General features: G+C 61.1%; 15 protein-coding genes. 5 read left to right on the top strand and 10 right to left on the bottom strand.

What is annotated here, in order from left to right; all coding sequences use genetic code 11:
- The 8 genes from VNM72_03895 to VNM72_03860 all read right to left on the bottom strand — a co-directional run.
- A partial coding sequence (locus tag VNM72_03895; protein ID HXF04539.1) for a 2Fe-2S iron-sulfur cluster-binding protein occupies positions 1–684 on the bottom strand: 684 nt, incomplete at its 3' end.
- Positions 684–2,531 (bottom strand): NADH-quinone oxidoreductase subunit NuoF, encoded by a 1,848-nt coding sequence (locus VNM72_03890; GenBank protein ID HXF04538.1) that lies wholly within the window; start codon positions 2,529–2,531, stop codon positions 684–686. The genes VNM72_03890 and VNM72_03895, both read right to left, overlap by 1 nt.
- An 8-nt stretch (positions 2,532–2,539) precedes the next feature.
- Entirely contained in the window at positions 2,540–3,055 is a 516-nt protein-coding gene (locus VNM72_03885; GenBank protein HXF04537.1) for an NAD(P)H-dependent oxidoreductase subunit E, read from the bottom strand.
- A 235-nt stretch (positions 3,056–3,290) separates the two neighbouring features.
- Positions 3,291–4,211: a hydroxymethylbilane synthase gene (gene hemC, locus VNM72_03880; protein ID HXF04536.1), complete on the bottom strand. Its 921-nt coding sequence runs from the start codon at positions 4,209–4,211 to the stop codon at positions 3,291–3,293.
- A gap of 28 nt (positions 4,212–4,239) precedes the next feature.
- A complete protein-coding gene (gene hemA / locus VNM72_03875; protein HXF04535.1) occupies positions 4,240–5,562 on the bottom strand; it encodes a glutamyl-tRNA reductase in 1,323 nt (440 codons plus the stop codon).
- Positions 5,559–6,368 (bottom strand): cytochrome c biogenesis protein CcsA, encoded by an 810-nt coding sequence (gene ccsA, locus VNM72_03870; protein ID HXF04534.1) that lies wholly within the window; start codon positions 6,366–6,368, stop codon positions 5,559–5,561. The genes hemA and ccsA overlap by 4 nt, the downstream gene beginning before the upstream one ends.
- A gap of 187 nt (positions 6,369–6,555) precedes the next feature.
- Complete coding sequence (locus VNM72_03865; protein HXF04533.1) at positions 6,556–7,560, bottom strand: nitrilase-related carbon-nitrogen hydrolase; 1,005 nt, start codon at positions 7,558–7,560, stop codon at positions 6,556–6,558.
- Positions 7,561–7,693: 133 nt separating this feature from the next.
- Positions 7,694–9,718, bottom strand: coding sequence for an ATP-dependent helicase (locus VNM72_03860; GenBank protein HXF04532.1), 2,025 nt, complete (start codon positions 9,716–9,718; stop codon positions 7,694–7,696).
- Positions 9,719–10,088: 370 nt separating this feature from the next.
- Between VNM72_03860 and VNM72_03855 the strand changes: the two genes are divergently transcribed.
- A complete protein-coding gene (locus VNM72_03855; protein ID HXF04531.1) occupies positions 10,089–11,765 on the top strand; it encodes a radical SAM protein in 1,677 nt (558 codons plus the stop codon).
- Positions 11,766–11,861: 96 nt separating this feature from the next.
- On the opposite strand, the gene VNM72_03850 is transcribed toward VNM72_03855, so the two are convergent.
- Both VNM72_03850 and nagA read right to left on the bottom strand, forming a co-directional pair.
- A complete protein-coding gene (locus VNM72_03850) occupies positions 11,862–13,847 on the bottom strand; it encodes an ATP-dependent DNA helicase RecQ (GenBank protein ID HXF04530.1) in 1,986 nt (661 codons plus the stop codon).
- 115 nt (positions 13,848–13,962) lie between these two features.
- Positions 13,963–15,171 (bottom strand): N-acetylglucosamine-6-phosphate deacetylase, encoded by a 1,209-nt coding sequence (nagA, locus tag VNM72_03845; protein HXF04529.1) that lies wholly within the window; start codon positions 15,169–15,171, stop codon positions 13,963–13,965.
- A 561-nt stretch (positions 15,172–15,732) separates the two neighbouring features.
- Here nagA and VNM72_03840 point away from each other — a divergent pair.
- From VNM72_03840 to eno, 4 genes are all read left to right on the top strand, one after another.
- The gene (locus VNM72_03840; GenBank protein HXF04528.1) at positions 15,733–16,335 is read left to right on the top strand and encodes a DUF4385 family protein; all 603 of its coding nucleotides are present in this window, start codon (positions 15,733–15,735) and stop codon (positions 16,333–16,335) included.
- Complete coding sequence (locus VNM72_03835) at positions 16,298–16,804, top strand: MogA/MoaB family molybdenum cofactor biosynthesis protein (GenBank protein HXF04527.1); 507 nt, start codon at positions 16,298–16,300, stop codon at positions 16,802–16,804. Before VNM72_03840 ends, VNM72_03835 begins: the two co-directional genes overlap by 38 nt.
- Positions 16,805–16,980: 176 nt before the next feature.
- Positions 16,981–19,395: a PBP1A family penicillin-binding protein gene (locus tag VNM72_03830; protein HXF04526.1), complete on the top strand. Its 2,415-nt coding sequence runs from the start codon at positions 16,981–16,983 to the stop codon at positions 19,393–19,395.
- A partial coding sequence (gene eno, locus VNM72_03825; GenBank protein ID HXF04525.1) for a phosphopyruvate hydratase occupies positions 19,392–19,956 on the top strand: 565 nt, incomplete at its 3' end. The genes VNM72_03830 and eno, both read left to right, overlap by 4 nt.

Here is a 19,956-nt window from a genome sequence, read left to right as displayed (position 1 = left end):
CGCGTTCTGGCTCACACAGGTTCCGCAATCGCCCGCCGGTCCCATGAAGCAGGCCAGATCCTCATACACAGGCAGACAGGTCGGCGTGAGCGACACACACGACCCACACACGGATCTGTCAGCGTCCGGCCCCTGACAGCGAGCCTGGCAGGCCGGGCAAATATACAGGCAGCCTCCGCACAATCGGCAGACGTCCGATTTCAGATCAAATGGCGTGCTGATCTTTCGTCGGTATCCCCGTCCGACGAATCCGATGGCCCTGGCCATCATCTGCTCGGCGCACATCCGCACGCACAGACCGCAGAGAATGCACTGCTCGTCCCGCACGGGGAAACGCACGCGCTCGACGCCGAGCCGGGCGGCCAGGTCTTGAATCGTCTTGGAACTCGGGCAGATCGAGAGCATCAGTTCGACCAGGACCTTGCGGGCCTGCACGACGCGGCGGGAATGCGTCCGCACGCTCAGCCCCTCTTGAACGGGGAAGGTACAGGCGGTGACGAGCCGCGATTTCTCCTTTCCGGCTTCGCTGATCTCCACGACGCAGAGACGACATCCGCCATAGGGAGTCAATCCCTCATGGTAACACACCGTAGGAATCTCGATGCCGAGGAACCGGGCGGCTTCGAGCAGGGTCGTTCCCGGCTCGGCAGTCACCTCAATGCCGTTGATGCGCACGTTGGTCATCACACCACCTCGATGGCGTCAAAAGTGCACACCTCGCTACAGATGCCGCACTTGATGCACTTGCCCTGATCAATCACGTGCGGCTGCTTCAACTCTCCGGCAATGGCACCGGCAGGACAGGATGGGATGCAGGCCAGGCATCCGGTGCACTTCTCCGGACGAATGTGGTAGCGAATCAACGCCTTGCACACGCCCGCCGGACAGCGACGCTCGCGCACATGCGCTTCGTATTCGGAGCGGAAATAGCGAAGCGTGCTCAATACCGGATTGGGAGCCGTCTGTCCCAATCCGCAGAGAGAGGTATCGGCGACCACCTGGGCCAATTCTTCGAGCGTCTCGATGTCCTCTTCCGTGGCCGTTCCCTCGCATATCGCGTTGAGGATTTCGTACATGCGCTGGGTGCCTTCCCGACAGGAGAGGCACTTGCCGCAGGATTCGTCGCGCAAGAAATCCATGAAGTAGCGGGCCACATCCACCATGCAGGTGCGATCATCCATGACGATCATCCCGCCCGATCCCATCATGGAGCCCGCGCGAGTCAGGCTCTCGTAATCCACCGGCAGGTCAATCAGCTCGCGAGGGATGCATCCGCCCGAAGGGCCTCCGGTCTGCACGGCCTTCAGCTCGCGCCCGTCGGACATCCCTCCACCGATGTCGTAGATGATCTCCCGCAGCGTCATCCCCATGGGAACTTCGACGAGGCCGGTGTTAGCGATCTTGCCCACGAGCGAAAAGATTTTGGTCCCTTTGCTCGTCTCGGTTCCGATTTGAGCGTACCACTCGGCCCCTTTCTCGATGATGACCGGCACGGTGGCCCAGGTCTCGACATTATTGATCACGGTGGGCTTGCCCCAGAGGCCGCATTCCACCGGATAGGGCGGTCGCTGACGGGGCTCGCTTTTGCGACCTTCGACGGCGGCAATCAAGGCCGTCTCTTCTCCGGCCACGAAGGCTCCGGCACCACGCACGACCTCGACGTCAAAGCTGAAACCCGACTGGAAGATGTTTGAGCCGAGGAATCCATACTCGCGTGCTTGTGCAATGGCCGTGGTGATGGTCTTGACGGCCAGGGGATATTCTTCCCGCACATAGACAATGCCGTGGGTCGCGCCGATGGCATAGGCTCCGATGATCATCCCTTCCAGGACGCTGTGAGGATTTCCTTCGAGCAGGCTGCGATCCATAAACGCGCCCGGATCGCCCTCGTCGCCGTTGCAGATGACATACTTGATCTCGCCCGGTGCCGCCCGACACAGGCGCCATTTCTTCCCCGTGGGGAATCCGGCCCCCCCGCGTCCGCGCAGTCCCGCCCGTTCAATCGTCTCGATCACCCCGAGCGGATCACGGGCAGCAATAACGGCGGCGAGACTCTGATACCCTCCCCAGGCGATATAGTCGTCAATATTCATCGGATCAATCAGGCCGTTCAACCGAAGGGTAATTCGTCGTTGTTTGGCGTAAAAGGGCAGCTCGCTCTCATGAGTGATCCGTCGTCCTGTGAGAGGGTCGGTCGGAAGCAAACGTTCGATCAGTTCTCCACCGAGCACCGTTCGGGTGATCACGGCGCGGGCATCATCGGGCTCGACGCGCTGGTAAAAAATCCCCTGAGGGGGAGCGATGACCAGTGGGCCGCGCTCGCACAACCCATGACAGCCGGTGAAGATGACCTCGATGTCACGGTCGGCTCCAGCTTCAGCTAAGGCCGCTCGACAGCCCGCCAGGACCTCCTCGCTGCCCCGCGCCCGACAGCCCGTCCCGCCACAGACGCGCACCCGCAGTTTGTGATCCTGCCGGGCCCGAAGGTGATCCCGCAACCTTTTCAGTTCATCCCCTGTTGTGATTTTCATCGCCGCCCTCATCCACCGGAAGAGTGCGCCGGAACGGTGGAGACCCCTGCTTGAGGGGCCTTCTCTCTGGCTTCCGCGCGTTGAATCCGCTGAATCGTTTGTTGCAGTCTGCGGCTGGACATCTTGGCGTAGTATTTCTCCCCGATGAGAACAAGCGGCGCCAGCGCACAAGCTCCAACGCAACGGACGGTTTGATAAGAGAACAGTCCGTCGCGGGTGACTTCCCCCTCCTGAACCTTCAGATCGCGCTGCAGCGTCTCGACCAATCGCCAGCCGCCTTTGAGGTGACAGGTTGTCCCCATGCAAACTCGGATGAAATGCTTCCCCCGAGGCCGAAGGGAAAAACAGTTATAGAACGTCGCCACGCCGTAGACGTCAATGAGGGGAACCCGCAGCCGTTCGGCGACATAGCGCAAGGCTTCGGGGGACAAATAGTGGTACTCGGCCTGAATGTCCTGGAGGATGGGGATGAGAAACCGACGTTGCGCCTGGTAGCGCTCGATAATCGGCTCCAGCTCGTGCATCGCGCACCTCCTTGTCAGCGACACCGTCCATTTTACCGGTAGCAAACAGTATGCCGTTGGCGCTTCTCCGACCGGCACAGAAAGAAAAGCACTTAGCCTGAGGGAAGCTCGTCGCAGACTTCTTCCGGCTGAGCGAAATCCACCCGGGTGTGGAAAAATACCCAGCTTTTAGGCCCACAAAAAAGTGCCGACTTTCCAGTCGGCGACCGGGCACCACCTCTTCAGGATCGAGCCGTCAGGACTCCAGCAGATCGAGCGCACCGGCCTCAATGAGGCGGCGGGCGAGGTGATGACCGAGGTTCTCTCCGTCAAAGACCGATCCCACCACCTGATCCTTCAGCAGGCGACGGCCATCGAGGCTGGCGATGAGGCCGCGCAGTCTCAGCTCATTTCCCTGAATCTCCGCATATGCTGCCAGGGGTATCTGGCAGCCCCCGCCGAAGCGGCGCAGAAAGGCTCGTTCGGCTGTCACCGCCACTTCGGTCGGTGCGTGGTTCAAGCCTCCCACCAGAGCGAGTGTCTCCTGATCATCCGCTCGTGTTTCCAGGGCGAGAGCCCCTTGTCCTATGGCCGGCAGCAGAAGATCCGGCGAAATCCATTCAGTGATGCGATGAGCCAGCCCCAACCGATTCAACCCTGCCGCGGCCAGCACGATGGCGTCATACTGGCCGGCATCGAGCTTTCTCATTCGGGTGTCCACGTTACCCCGGAGCGGCAGAACCTCCAGGTCAGGACGCAGCGCCTTGAGTTGAACGGAGCGACGGAGACTGCTTGTTCCAATGCGCGCTCCCGAAGGCAGCGTGAGCAGAGTTCCCGTCCCCTCACGAGTAATGAGAGCGTCGCGGGGGTCTTCGCGCTCGGTCACAGCGGCAATCGTCACACCCGGGGGCAGCTCCGCCGGCATGTCTTTCAAGCTATGGACGGCCAGATCAATCTCTCCGGCGAGAAGAGCCTCCTCGATTTCTTTGATGAACAGTCCCTTGCCCCCCATCCGCGCCAGCGGCGCATCCGTGATGCGGTCGCCCGTCGTCGTGATCCGACGGATGGTAATGGTGATGCCCGGATGCATCTCGATGAGACGATCCTTCACCATCTCCGCTTGCCGCAGCGCCAGCAGGCTTGCTCGAGACCCCAGAATGAGCGTCTCTTTGGTCATCGTGACGGCGGATTGCCTCCCGCTGATCCTATAGCTCGGTCGAATCCTTTTCCGGCGGACGAGTGGACTCGACTTTCTCGCCGAGACGAAATGCCTCGTGCCAGAAGGCGAGCAATGCCGGGTCGAGGTCCGACGAATCTCCCCGGGCAATTTGATGAAACTTGGTGATCGCCGGATGAGCGAATTTGTTGACGATGCTGTCGAGCATGTGCTTGATGACTTTCTCCTGCTCCGGGGTGAGCGCGCCGAGCCGCCGGCGGTGCCGCTGGAATTCCCCGTAGGCGATGTCCTGAAGCCGATGCCGAAAGGCGGCGATGAGCGGGCCGACTTCGAGGCTGCGCAGGGATTTCATGAACTCGGTGACCGCTTCGTCAATGATCACCTCGGCGCGAGCCGCCTCGCGTTCCCGCCGCTCGAGATTCGACCGCACGACCTGGTTGAGATCATCAATATCGTAGAGAAAGACGTTCTCCAGGTCTTGAATCTGCGGATCAACGGTTCGTGGAACGGAGATGTCAATGAGAAAGAGCGGGCGATGGCGTCGCACGTCCATCGCCTGAGCGATCTGGTCGCGGCGGACGACGTACTCCGGAGCGGCGACCGAACAGAGGAGAATATCGGCCCGAGCCAGATGCTGCGTCATCTCCTCGAAGGGGACGGCTTCGGCCTGGAATCGCACCGCCAGCTCGCGCGCCCGTTCCGGTGTGCGATTGCAGATGAGGATCTGACCGACCCCATCGGAGACCAGATGCTGAACGGCCAGCTCCGCCATCTCCCCGGCTCCGATGAGCATCACCGTCGTGTTCCGGAAATCTTCAAAGATTTTCTTGGCCAGCTCCACCGCCGCCGAGCTGACGGAGACGGCGCTCGCGCCGATGGCGGTTTCCGTCCGCACGCGCTTGGCGACGTGAAGCGTTCGCTGCAACAACCGCGTGAGGATGGGTCCGACCGTCCCCGCTCGGACGGCAGCGGCATACGCCTCTTTCACCTGGCCGAGAATTTGCGGCTCCCCGACAACCAGCGAGTCCAGCCCCGACGCCACGCGAAAGAGATGACGGACGGCCTCCCGATCCACATAGCGATAGAGCGCATGCGCGTACTCCGTGATCGGGAGACGACGATAGTTCGAGAGAAAGGCTTTCACCGACTCGACAGCGCGATTCACATCCGAACGGGTGACAGCGACGACTTCAACCCGGTTACAGGTGGAGATCAAAAGTCCTTCGGCAAGAATGTCCCCGTCCACCAGCAGAGGTAAAACCGTGGGCAGTTCGGCTTCGGAGAATGCTAGTTGCTCGCGCAGTTCGACCGGCGCCGTTTTGTGATTGAGCCCGACCAGAAGAATGCTCATATAATATGCCCGAACAGGCGAGCCCAGAGAAAAGTCACCGCCGTGACGGCAAATCCCAGAATGAGCAAAATCGCCGCCTTTCGCCCCCGCCACCCCGCCATCAGCCGATAGTGGATCACGATCAGGTAGACCACCCAGGTCAGGATCGCCAGAATGATAATCGGATCGCCACGCCAGAAGATGGGGTCGCTCCGGCGAATGAGGATAACTCCCGTTCCAATGCCCAGCGTCAGCAGGAGAAATCCCACCACCAACGAGCGCGAACTGAGTGCTTCGCAGGTCGAAAGAGAGGGCAGGAGCTGAAAGACGGCACCGAATCGCTTCCGCTTCAGCTCTCGTTCCTGAACGAGATACATCGTGGCGGCCACGAAGGCCAGGAAGAAAGCGGCGTAAGCGAACATCATGAAGGCGACGTGCAGAGGCAGCGCCGGCATCCGCAGCAGGTCTTCGAGTTGCTCCGGCAGAGGTCGCGTTCGGGAAGAAACAATGGCGACCATGAGAAACAAAAGCACCAGGGGAAAGACGAAGAGCCGCAGAACTTCCGTTTGCCGCCGGGCATGAAGCAAGAAATAGTAAACGATGATCGCCCAGGCCAAGGAGGCGAAGACTTCCTGCGTGGTGAGGAAGGGGAACCGGCCAGATCGAAAGCTCACTCCCACGAGCCAGGCGGTGTGAGCCACAAATCCCAGGGCGATCACCCCAAGGGCCAGCGCCGCCAGCATCCGCCGTCGGCGCAGAATCAGGAAAGCTTCGTAGACGAGTCCTAGCCCGTAGAGGATGAGCGCGCCCGGGAGCAATGTGCTCATGAAGCTCATAACAAGTGAGAGGTGATTGTAGACGCCCCTGCCTCGCAGGGTCAATCGCTCCGCCGAAGATCACAATTGCCGGCCCCCCATCGCGAAAGGAGAGCGATGAACGATCGTTCCTTTGCGGACATCGGAGGATTTCATCCGGGGCCGCGCTCTTTGCCCCGGCGCTCCGCGAATCCGGAAATTACACGCCAAGCCGACGCTTGGCTTCCTCGATCAGGCGCACGTTCTCCTCACAGGAAAGCTCTCCCGGAGCGATCCGACGCGGCGGATACCGATGCTCACGATAGGCGGGATAGGCTTCGGTTCGAAGGTGCGCGAGCATTTGATGCCCCTGCCGCGTTGCCCGTTCATGCCTCAGGGCCGAGAGATCAATGGGCGCGAAGATAATTCGCTCGCCCGGCCCCGGCGAGGCCTGGGCCAGGATCCGCCCCTCGAAATCCACGATCATGCTTCCGCCCGGCCACGAATACGGAGGATAATGGCGCAGGCTCGCCCCCTGATTGGCTGCCACAACGTAAGCGATGTTCTCAATCGCCCGCGCTCGGTTGATGATCGTCCACCACGCCATCGGCTCGGTGGCTCCCCACGGCTCCATGTAGGCCGACACGCGTATGAGCACTTCCGCCCCATTGAGCGCCAGTTGACGAATCGCCTCGGGAAAGAGCCAGTCATAACAGATCGCGCAGCCGAGCCGACCAATGGGCGTGTGAACGACGGGGAAAAGGGGCTCCGTGTAGTCGTCCAGGTCGTGCGGACTCGCATGCACCTCATACGGGATCCACGGATTCACCTTGCGATAGCGCGAGAGAATCCCTTCGGGGCCGATCAGACACGTCGTATTGAAGACGACATCGGGCCATCGGTCATCCACTTCGAGCATCGAGCCGGTTTGAATGTAGATGTTGTACTGGCGCGCTTTCTCGACGATCCGCTCCGTGTGCTCATTGGGGATGGGAACGGCGAGCTTTTCTCTCAGCTCTTTCACCGTGGGATAGATCGGCGCCGCATGAGCGAACTCGGGGAAGACGACGAGCCGGACGGGGAGAAACGGCGCGCTCCCCTCCACGGCCCGGTCAATCATCGCGGCCATGCGCTCGGTGTTTCTTTTCATCCCTCGCCGATCCGGCGGATTCGGCAGATCGGTTTGACATACAGCCGCGCTGTAACGAATCACCTCTGACGTCATACTCCCCTCCCCGAGACTGTCACCCGTGTCTTCGAGCCCCCGGCAGATGAAAGGCCAACTTTTCAGCCCATGGGCTCGCCCTTATTTGGTGAGGACGTTTGTGCCTCTCTCCCCGGCACGGGCCGAGAGAAGATCACTCGGATTCCTGATCATAGTCCTCCGCTTCGATGATCCACTGCTCGAATAAATCCTCATCCACTTCGGTGACGAAGACGGAGGGGCGGAGGACGACGTGACGAGTCCCTTCTCGCGTGATGAGCGGATAACAGATGTACAGCTCGTCCTTGGCGCGAGTCACGGCGACGTAAAAGAGGCGGCGCTCTTCCTCGAACGTTTCCTCCGTCGCGTAGGAGCGGGCCGTAGGAAACCGTCCCTCGGCCGCCCAGATGAGAAAAACGATGCGCCACTCCAGCCCCTTGGCTTGATGGATGGAGGACAGCACGAGCGGTTCATCCGGAGCGCCGGCGGCGAGAATCTCCTCGCCATAGAGTCCATCGCGGATGGAGAATCGCTCCTGACCAAGCAGCGCCACCTCGCTCAGGAAACTCTCGGTCGAGCGATACTGAGTGGCGAAGGTGGCCAACTGTCGGAGGTCTTCGGCTCGCGTCTCGGCATTGGCGTAGGTTGTGCGCAGATGCTCGATGTATTCGCTGGAGAGGACGAGCGCGATCTGGGCCGAGGGGTGGGTCATCATCTCGTCGGCGGCGAGCGCCTGCATCAGTTCCACAAAGGCGGTCCACCCCGGCTGAGCCCGCCGGGGAACCACTCCGCGGGCGGGCAGGAGCGGCAACTCGCTGACCCAATCGGCTGCGGCGGCGATGGCTTTCCACACCTCGGTTGCCGTTCGCTGACCGATGCCGGGAACCATTTTCAAAATCCGCAGCCAGGCCAGCTCATCGAGCGGATTGACGACGGCCCGCAAATAAGCCAGCACATCCTTGATGTGCGCCTGCTCGAAAAAGCGCAATCCGGAACGCACCGTGTAGGGGATGCCCCGCCGGAGCAGTTCGATCTGAAGCTCCATCGAATGGTAGTGCGAGCGGTAGAGCACGGCCATCTCCGACAACGGGACGCCGTCAGCATAAAGCTCCAGAATGCGCGCGGCCACGAACTCAGCTTGTTCATTGACATCGCGCGCGGGAACGAGCGCCGGTTTCGGTCCGCCTCGACGCACGGCGCGAAGCCCTTTGGGAAACTGGCGCCGGTTATGCGCGATGGAGGCGTTGGCGAGAGCGAGGATCTGTGGCGTGCTCCGATAATTCGTCTCCAGGTGGTAGATGCGGGCATCGGGATAACGCTCGGGAAATTCGTAGATGTTGCGGAAATCCGTACCCCGCCAACTGTAAATCGTCTGACAATCATCGCCGACGACCATGACGTTGCGGTGACGGGCGGCCAGAAGGTCCACAATCTCCGCCTGAACGCGATTGGTGTCCTGATACTCGTCCACCAGGATATAGCGAAACTGATCGGCGTACAGAGCGGCCACATCGGGATGCTCCACGAGCAGTCGCCGCCAGCACAGCAGCAAATCATCGTAATCCATCAAACTCTCGCGGAGCTTTCGCTCGGCATAAACCTGTGCGACGCGCTCGATCTCGTCGGCGAGGGGATCAAAGTAGCTGAACTGACGGTGAATCGTCTCTCGAATCGTCCGGGAGGTGTTGACCGAGAGGCTCAGGATGTCCTGCACGATGTCTCCGCGAGGGAAGCGTCGCTTCTTCGTATCAATGCCGGCTTCACGGATGCAGGCGGTGAGCAGGTCCCTGGCATCCTCGCTATCGAGAATGGTGAAAGGCGTGCGGTAACCAAGCCGCGGCGCATGCTCGCGCAAAATCCGATTACCGATGTGATGGAAAGTTCCGCCCCAGAGGCGACGACATTCCATCTGCAGCAGGGCTTCGACACGACGCAACATCTCGCGGGCCGCTTTGTTGGTGAAGGTCAAAAGCAGGATGCGCGATGGGTCCACTCCCTGCTCGATGAGCCAGGCCACGCGATACGTGATCACCCGCGTTTTCCCCGAACCCGCTCCGGCGATCACGAGCGCCGGCCCATCGCCCGCCGTCACCGCCGCATATTGTTCGTCGTTGAGTTCGGCGCGGTAATTGATTCGCCATCGCCGCGCCGCCGGCCGTTTGAGAATGTACGGTTTCATTTCAAGCAAAACTTGTGGCGGTTTCTTTCGCCGCCTGGAAAGGCCGCGCTACTTTTCGCCACTGTAGCGCGGGCTTTCCAGCCTGCCGTGTCGCTACCTGTTTACTTCCTGTCCGTTCGATTGTCAACATCCTTTCGGTCAACACCGAGACAGAAAGAGACTTCCCCTTGCACCACCCGGCACGAATCGCTAGACTACACCGCCTTATTCTGCAGAGCGGGTGAGGCAGTTCATCGCCGTCAGATAGGCGTCGAGGAGGTGTTTATGGTAATGAGGGCCGCTGCCCCGACATGATGTCGCGCGGACCGTCGAGTCTGCGGAGGCGCAGGGGCCCGAAGTTCGTGCTACATCCTGAGAGGAGCAACGCACTATGACATCCAAGGGAAGAAAGATCGTCCTTGCGGCGAGCACGTCTGAATCTTCGGAATACTTGCGCAGTACCTGGCGACAGATGCTGCTGGCGACTCTGCCGGCACAGTACGCTCATCTCCTCGGAACGGATTGGTCAACGGAGGTCGAGACCTGGCCCGATGGTCAGGCCAAATATGTTCCTCAGGGGTTGCGGGTGGTGGAAGCCTTGTTGCTGGAGAAGTTCTCCCCGGACGAGATTGCCGTCTGCTATCCGGATCAGCTCGACCAGTTCGTCGGCCAGGAGACGCGGGTCGTCGGCATTCATGCCCACAATCCGCTGGGGATCACTTTTGCCACCGATGTCTATGCCTACTTTTACGGGCAGGATGTCGAGCCGATCAACGCCGCCGAGTTTCGCCGCCTGATTCTCCATCCGGTTCTCCGCCGCCATAAAGATCATCTGAAGATCATCGTGGGCGGCCCCGGAGCCTGGCAAATTGAGAAGAAAGGGCTGCAGGACGAATGGCTCATTGACTGCCTCGTTGACGGGGAAGCCGAGGAGGTCGTCGTCCCGCTTTTTGAAGCTGCTGTTCGGGGCGAGCCGATCCCGCGCAAGGTGGTCGGCCATAGTCCTCGAATGGAGAGCATTCCCCGACTCCGCCACCGCACGACCTATGGAGCAGTGGAGATCACGCGGGGCTGCGGGCGCGGCTGTCAGTTTTGTTCGGTCGCTCTGCGAGCCAGCAAGAGTCTGCCGCTGGATCATATCCTGGACAATGTCCGTACGCAGGTGGCCGAGGGGGCGGATACGATTCTTCTGGTGACCGAAGACCTGTTTCTTTACGAGCAGGGGCCGCGCTTCGAGACCAATGTCCCGGCCCTCAAGCGCCTGCTGGAATCGGTGGCCGCCGTCCCCGGCGTCCAGTACATCAGCCTCACGCACGGAACGATGGCCCCCATCGTCATCAACCCTCACATGCTCGGCGAACTTCAGATCGCTGTGGATAAGAGCGTCCATCGCCATCGCGCGTCCACACACCCGGAGAAACGCTATCAGAATCTGTTTGTGGGAATCGAGACCGGCTCCGTCCGTTTGTTCAAACAATACATGAAGGGCAAAAGTTATCCCTTCCGTCCCGAACAATGGCCCGATGTCATTCTCAAAGGGATGGAGATTCTCAACAAACACAACTGGTTCCCCTTCTGCACCTGGATCATCGGATTGCCCGGCGAGACCGAGGAGGATACGAAGGAGTCACTCGATCTTCTTTTCGCCCTGAAGGACGCCAAGTGGTGCGTCGTGCCGACGCTCTTTGTTCCCCTGGAGGATACCCGGCTGGAGAACAAGGAGGGAGCCAAGCTCTACAATTTGACCGACCGGCAGTGGGAATTCTTCTTCACCTGCTGGCGCTATAATCTCGACTTCTTCCGTTACTCGCCCAAGGTGCAATGGCTCTTCAATCTGGGAGTGCCCATTTATTACTTCCTGCTCGGGCGGAAACTCTTCGGCAAGGTGATGAAGTATCCGCTGCTCCGTCTCGGCCACTTCCCCGAACGGTTTCTCCGACGCAAGCTTTATCTCGACTTCAGCGGTCGCATGAAGCCGCGCTATCGGGTGCCGGAGCGCGTGGAGATTCCGCCTCATCGGCAGCGCCCGTTGATTCCCGAAGTGTCCACGCCCCATTTGATGACGTAACGCTTGCAGCGCCACCTGTCGCGCGGGCTTTCCAGCCTGCGTTTTTTCGCAGCCGGGAAAGTCTGCGCCACCATTTTGCGGCCTGGAAAGGCTGCGCTACTGTAGCTTTCCAGCCTGCGCTTTCTTGAGCGCATTCCACCCCTGCGCCGTCAGCTCCAGCACGGGGTACGAACCCACATGGCGGATGGAGAGATATCCCTGCCGGATGAGTCCATCGAGCAGGCGGACGACCTCCGCCTGCCGGAGATGACTCAATTGTCCGTGGAAAGGTGAGCGCTCCATCCCATTTTGCCGAATCACCCGTCTGCGTGAGCCCACGAGAAGGGCCGCAATGGTCGTCTTGCCGAAGCGATTGTTGAACGCGGCAACGCACTGAAGCACCGATTGAGCGGCACCGAGGTGGATCAGATCGCGGCCCGCAGGGGCAGGCGCTTGAAGGGAGCGCGTTGCATCCCGCTCGATTTGCCGCAGCCGGCGGAGCCTCTCGGATTCCTCCGCCAGGACCTGGCGCAAGGTCTCTCCGCTCGGGGCTGATGTCCAGATGAGCGGATCGAGCGCCGAAGGACTGATGCGAGAACCCGGTCGGCGAGCGGCTCGCCACCGCCCGCTCCGGTGCTCCCAACAGATGCAGCGTGAACACATCCCGCAGCGGTCAAGCGGCTTCTGATCGCCGAAGTACCGGAGAATGAACTTTCTCAAACATTCATCCGTGTCGGCATAATCAACCATCGCCCGCAGTTTCCAGAGATCGAAGGCCGCTCGTCGCGCCAGTTCCACCGGATCAATTCGCACGGCGTCAACCGGCACCCGATCCACAAGAGCGATGTGATAGCAATCCGAAGCCCCCTCCGGCTGATGCAGCACCTGAAGATGGCCGGCCCGCTCGAGCACCGTCAGCGCTTTCATCACAGCCCACAGGCTCTGCCCGTTCAAAACGGATTGCAGCTCGTCGCTCCGGATCGTGATCCGACTGTCGGAGAATGTGAGAAGGTGACCGTAAAGCCGCCGAATCAGTTCCGGCGGGGGATTGTTCCCGGCGATGAAAAATTCCTGGATTTTAATGTCGCTCGGTTGAAAAAGCAGGATGCCGTCGGAGAGATGACCATCCCGCCCCGCTCGACCGACTTCCTGGTAATAGTCTTCAACGGCTCCGGGAATGTGGTAGTGGATGACGAAGCGGATGTCGGGTTTATCAATTCCCATGCCGAAGGCATTGGTTGCGACGATGGCTCGCGCGCGGCCGGTCATGAAGAGGTCCTGGGCTTCTTCGCGTTCGGCGGCGCTCAACCCGGCGTGGTAGGCGACGACGGGGAGGGCTCGGGCTCGGAGGCGCTCGGCGATCTCACTGACGGCCCGGCGCGTCGCCGCGTAGATGATGCCCGCGTCCTCGCTCGAGCCAATCCGATGGGCGATGAGGTCGAGCTTCCTCTCGCTCCCTCTCGTGGGGATCACCTGCAAGCGCAAATTCTCCCGGTCGAAGCCGGAGACGAAGACCGCCGGGTGCCGCAGCTTCAGATGCTCGATGATGTCCAGCCGCACCATTGGCGTGGCTGTCGCCGTCAGCGCGATCACCTGGGGCCTGCCGAGAGCTTCGATGGCCGACCCCAGATTCAGATACTCGGGCCGAAAGTCATGCCCCCAATGAGAAATGCAATGGGCCTCGTCCACAGCCACCAGGGAGATCTCCTGCCGCCGCAGACTCTCCAGGAACGACGCCGAGCGAAACCGTTCGGGAGCGATAAAGAGAATCTTCGTCTCCCCCCGAAGGAACTCCTGGAGACGATGCCGCTGCTCGTCAAAGGACAGAGAGCTGTTGATGAACGTGGCCGGAATGCCCCGGCGTTGAAGGGCCTCGGCCTGATCCTTCATCAGGGCGATGAGGGGTGAAATGACGAGCGTGCGACCGGGCAGCAACAACGCCGGGAGTTGATAGCAGAGCGACTTCCCTCCCCCGGTGGGCATGACGACGACGCAATCGCGCCCTTCAAGAACGGCCGCGATGACATCCTCCTGTCCCGGACGGAACTGGCTCAATCCAAACGACGTGCGCAACAGACGTCGAGCCTCTTCGAGGTGCGCCATCACGTGAGTCTCTTCGTATCAGGGTGCGAGACGATCCGATGTGACAGCCGATTCCGTTGTGAACTCGACAGAATTCGGCTCACAGGCATCTCAACATTCCGGCGACCCCATCGTTTCAACTCCCCGCGGGGGAAATGGCGGTTCCGTTACCGACGACGATGTTGCCGTCGAGCATGACGAATCGAATGGTCGTCTCTTCGTCAAAGGCGATGAGGTCCGCTCGCTTGCCGGGCTCAATCGAACCGAACTCCGCCTCCAGGCCGAGCAGTCGCGCCGGAACAAGCGATGCCATCTGCATGATTTCGGTCAGAGGGACTCCCCACCGGCGCAGATTGCGCACAGCATCACGAAGGGTGATCACGGAACCGGCCAGGCTTCCGGCGGGATTGGCCGTTTTCCCTCCACTCACGCGAATGGTTTGTCCCCACACCTCGAAAGATCCGTCGCCCAGGCCGGTCGGAGCGATGGCATCGCTGATGAGCGCGATGCGTTGCGGTCCCTTGGTCCGCCTCACCAGCTCGATCATCAGCTCATCCAGATGGTGACCGTCGGCGATCAAATCCACCGTGACGCTGTCGGCGACCATGCCCCAGCCGACAACTCCGGGATTCCGATGATGCAAAGGGGCGAGCGCGTTGAAAAAGTGGGTGATGTGTCGCACCCCGTGCCGGGCGGCTTGCTGACATTCACCCACCAGCGCCTGGCTGTGACCGATGGCCAGGAGGAAACCCCGAGCCGCGAGTTCGTGAACGAGGTCGAGACCCCCGTGAATTTCCGGCGCGAGCGTCATCATGCGGACGAAAGGCCGAACCGGGAAATCGCCGCTGAGGAAAACGCCGAGATCGTCCGGCTGACGATAGGACCGCAGATACTCGACGCGCAACGCGCCGGCGCGAAAAGGATTGACAAACGGCCCTTCGAAGTGAATGCCGAGAATTCGAGCCGCATCCGAAGGCGGTCCCGCCGAGAGATAGTCCCCAAGCGACCGGAGCACCTCCCGATAGCCGGCCTCGTCGGTGGGAACCGTCGTGGGAAGAAAGCCGGTGACCCCTTCGGTCAGGAGGAACTGCGCCCACCGCCTCAATCCCTCCGGCGAAGCCGTCAACAGATCAACCCCTCGCGCTCCGTGAATGTGGATGTCAATCATGCCGGGAGCAAGATACGCGCCTGCGAGATCAACCCCTACGTCCACCGCCGGAGGATTCCCGTCGCTGACAATATCGGCAATGCGCCTGCCCTCGACGACGACCGCAGCCCCTTCGAGGATTCGGTCGGGGAGAATCAAACGACCGTTGCGGAGAACAATTTTCGGCACGTCCGTCATGACGCACGATTTTATTCTCTTTCGCGGAAAAATTGTAGAGCGGAAGAAAAAATGTGGCCTCGAGCGCCTGGTCGAGGCGAACCATTCATTCACGGCGCACGGGGGAATCCGCGCGAACAATCCACGGGAGCCGTACATCTAGAGCATGCGCGTTCCTCTCGAAGGAGGTGCTCATGAAGCCCGACCCGCCGTCCGAAAACTCGAAAAGTGAAAATCGCCTCCGTGAAATGCGCCCGCCGATGAGCGATCCGGGGGAACCTTTCATCTCCGCGGGCAGAAGTCTTCGCCTCATTTCCGCGCGATTCGCGGGCCATTTTTCGTGCCAATCCCTGCGGGGCCTGGAGGAATCAATGATTGCCCGCCGCGCTCGCAGATCTCGCTCGACGTTTTCCCCCTTTCCCGGCTCAAAGCTTCGATGTGCTACAATTGCCGGGCAGCGGAGAGACCGGATGCGGGCCGGGATCATACGGTCATAGTCGGGCGTCCGGGGCAGGAAGGCCGGTGTTCAACGAAAGGCATCGGACTTCCCCCTTCGGGCGGATGAGTGAGCCGCAGGCAACTATGACGAAGAAGCAAGCCATTTTGCTGGTGTGCGAGCGCGAGGGCCTCTCGACGGTCGGCGCGTCGGAACTGGAGTTGATTCGCAGGCGCGTCGGCGAGTTGCTCGGAGGCCCGCGCGCGCCGTCGCGCACCTATATCATTCAGGTGTTGCAGGAGGCGGGCAAACGAGTCCTGGTCCACGATCGTTACACCGCTGTGATTCCCGACGAGCCGTATGCCAGCGAACTGGCCGGCCTTCTCAAGTTCGATACCTTCGAGGCTGCTGAAGCTACGCTTGAGCATCTCACCCAGCGATACCGACATTACAAACAGCTCGGCGATGCCAAAGGAGCGGCCTACGTTCGACAGCTCGCGCTGGTGGGCAAGCAACGGGCCCGCGCTGCCGCTCGCGCTGCCCGATCGCCCGACAAGCGGGCGGTGAAAGCGGAAATTGCCAACTGGTTCACCGTCTGGCTTTACTCCCCCGATGTGTTTGCCGACTGGCTCATCCTCAGAAAGCAAGCTCCCGAATTCCTTGCCCGATTCGGGCGGGTAGCTGCTGCCGCTGACGCTTCGCTCAAGAATCATGGGACAAATTCGCGCCGTTGTTCTGACCATCAGTGATAGCGTGGCCCGGGGCGAACGCGCGGACGCTTCGGGACCGGCGTTGATCGAAGCTTTACAAGCGCTGGGCGCGACGCTCGTCGCCCACGACGTCGTCCCCGACGAGCGAGAGGTGATCGCCGAGCGACTTCGCGCCTATGCGGATCGTGAGGATGTCAACCTCATCCTGACCACCGGAGGAACGGGACTGTCGCCGCGCGACCAGACCCCCGAAGCCACCCGCGACGTCATCGAACGAGAGGTTCCCGGACTGGCGGAAGCGATGCGACTCGCCACCTTCACCGCCGGAACGCCACGAGCCATCCTCAGCCGCGCCATCGCCGGAATTCGATCGAGGACGCTCATCATCAACTTCCCCGGCAGCGTGCGCGGCGTTCGAGAGACGTTCGCTGTGATTCGCCCCGTCCTGCCTCATGCCATTGACGTCCTCTCCGGCCAGACGAGCCACTGTGGGGACTCATCTCCCTGATGGTTTGACGCAGGAAAAGCGGCGCTTCTTCCGAGGCCCGTTTTGAGAGAGGAGTCGCTCAAAGCAAGGCGACCATCCCCGCCCACGCCGAATCGAGACGGAGACCGACTGTGCTATAATGTGAGGTGTAATCGAGCGTCACTATGACAGACGGAGACAGATCGCCATCAATCACGATGAAAGAACGGCTTCTCGGCCTGCTCCGCCGCCGGATCATCCTGTGTTCGATTCTTCTGACGATCCTCTGCGGGGGTCTGGTCGGCCTCTCAATCGCTTATGCGCTCGACCATTCCGAGCTGGCGGTCATGGTGGCTCAGTTGAGCGATTACCAGGCGAGCGTGCTGACGCGCGTCTATGCCGATGACGAACAAACGGTCATCGGCGAATTTTACCTGGAGCGGCGCATTCCGATCCCCTACCATCAGATTCCCGATCATGTGCGAAAGGCTTTCATCGCCATCGAGGATGCCCGCTTCTACGAGCACTACGGGATTGATCCCATTCGCATCGTCGGGGCTTTCATCGCCAATGTGCGGGCGGGAGGAACGGTTCAGGGCGGCTCGACCATCACGCAACAACTGGCCAAGATGCTCTTTCTCAACCCCGAGCGGACTTACTCCCGCAAGATCAAGGAAGCTCTGCTCGCGCTTCTCATCGAGCGATACTACACCAAGGAACAAATCATCGAACTCTACTGCAATCAGATTTATCTTGGCGGAAACGCCTATGGGGTGGAAGCGGCAGCACAATATTATTTCGGCAAGTCCGCTGCTGAGCTGACGCTGGAAGAGGCGGCGATGCTGGCGGCCCTGCCGAAAGCGCCGCAGCTTTACTCGCCCTTGCTGCGGCCTCAGGCGGCGCTTCAACGGCGCAATCAGGTGCTGGAGAAGATGGCCGAGGAAAAATATATCTCCCGCGAGCAGGCGCGGGCAGCGATGGCTCGACCGATTCGGCTGAGCACGGGCGGACGGGTGGATAACGTGCGCTCGCCTTACGCCTATTTTGTCGAGGACGTGCGGCGGTATCTCGAAGACAAATACGGGACGCGTCGCACGCATACGGGCGGGCTTCAGGTCTACACCACGCTCAATCCGGCCGCTCAACGGGCCGCGGTGCGCGCCGTTCGCAACGGCATTCATGCCTACGAGCGACGCCATGGCTGGCGCGGCCGCCTGGAAAACATTCTCGATCAAAAGCAGAACCTGCTGAGCTATCGTCATCCCGACTGGGAGACGCGCTTTGAGGTGGGCGACTACTATCCCTGCCTGGTCATGTCGGTGACCGACCGCGAGGCCCTGGTGCGATTGGGCCAGTACGCGGCGCGGGTGACGCCCCGTGACGCGCCCTGGGGACGCCCGCTCACAAAGTTGGTGCGTCCGGGCGATCTCCCCGTCTGCCAGGTTCACGCCATTGACGATCAGGCCCGGGAGATGAAAGTCACCCTGCTTCAGCCGCCGGAGGTTCAAGGGGCATTGGTGGCGATTGAACTCCCTTCGGGCGAAATTAAAGCCCTCGTCGGAGGCTATGACTTCAACACCTCACGGTTCAATCATGCGACGCAGGCGCTGCGTCAAACGGGATCCGCCTTCAAGCCGTTCATCTACGCTGCCGCCGTGGAAGCGGGCTTGACGCCCGACGATCGCGTCTGGGACGCCCCGTTAACCATCGGCGACTGGACTCCTCACAACTATGATGGGACGTTCAAGGGCCTGATCACCATCGCTCAAGCCGTCGCCGAGTCCCGCAATATTCCCGCCGTGCGCGTGCTGCAACGAATCGGTGTGGCCAAAGCCGCGCGCATGGTGGAGCGTCTCGGATTGCCCAATCCGATGGCTCCTTTCCTGCCGTCGGCATTGGGAGCGACAGAGGAACCGCTGCTGGCGATGACGGCCGCTTATGCCATCTTCGCCAATCAGGGCCTGCGCGTTCATCCTCACTCCATCCGCCGGGTCATTGATCGCGATGGCAAAGAGCTTGAACACTGGGAAGCTCCCCCACCGGAGCGCGTGCTCGATCCCTACGTCGCCTCGACGATGGTCACCCTGATGCAGGGCGTCGTCAATTCCGGCACCGCTGCCCGCATCCGAAGCTATCCTGAATTCGCTCCCTGGCCCATCGGAGGAAAGACGGGAACCGTCAACGATTTCACCGATGCCTGGTTCATCGGCTACACCCCGACGGTCGCCACGGGCGTGTGGATCGGATTCGATGAGAAGAAGAGCCTCGGCAACAAAGAAACGGGAGCCGTCGCCGCGCTTCCGATCTGGATCGAGTTCATGAAGGAGTATCTGAAGGACAAGACGCCGCAGCCTTTCCAACTGACGACGGAAATGCCGGAGTGGATCGCCAAGGCGAGAGAGCGAACCGGGCGTCCGGCCAGCGGCGCTGTCGGCATTCCCGAACCGCCTCCGCCGGTGGCCACGACGCTTCCCCGCCTGGTCGAACCGGGAGCTGACGGGTCGGGGAGACCGGCAGGAAATGCTCCCTCCGAACGACGTCTTCCGGACATCATTTTGAAACCCACTCAGGTCCCCGCCGAACTGCCCCGCGAGCCTGAGACATCGAAAAAGAAACCGGGAAAGAACGGATGAGACACCCTGACGACGCAACCAGAGCAGTCATCACCCGCATTCACGCACGCGAGATCCTCGACTCGCGAGGAGTGCCGACGGTAGAAGCCGAAGTTGTCCTGGTCGGTGGAGCTGTCGGGCGCGCATCGGTTCCATCGGGCGCTTCGACGGGCGAAGGAGAAGCCTGGGAACTGCGTGATGGCGACCCCAGGCGGTATCAGGGGAAAGGCGTCCGCCAGGCTCTGGCCCACATCACGGGACCTCTGGCCGAACGCCTCGTCGGGATGAATGCCTTCGATCAAGCCGCCATTGATCAGGCCATGATTGACCTTGATGGGACCGAAAACAAACGGCGACTGGGAGCCAATGCGATCCTGGCCATCTCGTTGGCCGTCGCGCGGGCGGCAGCGGCAGCCGTGGGCCTGCCCCTCTATCGCTACCTGGGAGGAGCTGCCGCCGCCACTCTCCCCGTCCCGCTCATGAACATCCTCAACGGAGGCGTCCACGCCGACAACACTCTCGACCTGCAGGAATTCATGATCGTGCCCGTGGGCGCTCCGTCGTTTGCCGAAGCCCTCCGCT

The sequence above is a fragment of the Blastocatellia bacterium genome (assembly GCA_035573895.1).
Classification (GTDB): domain Bacteria; phylum Acidobacteriota; class Blastocatellia; order HR10; family HR10; genus DATLZR01.
This window is presented reverse-complemented; position numbering and strand designations above follow the sequence as displayed.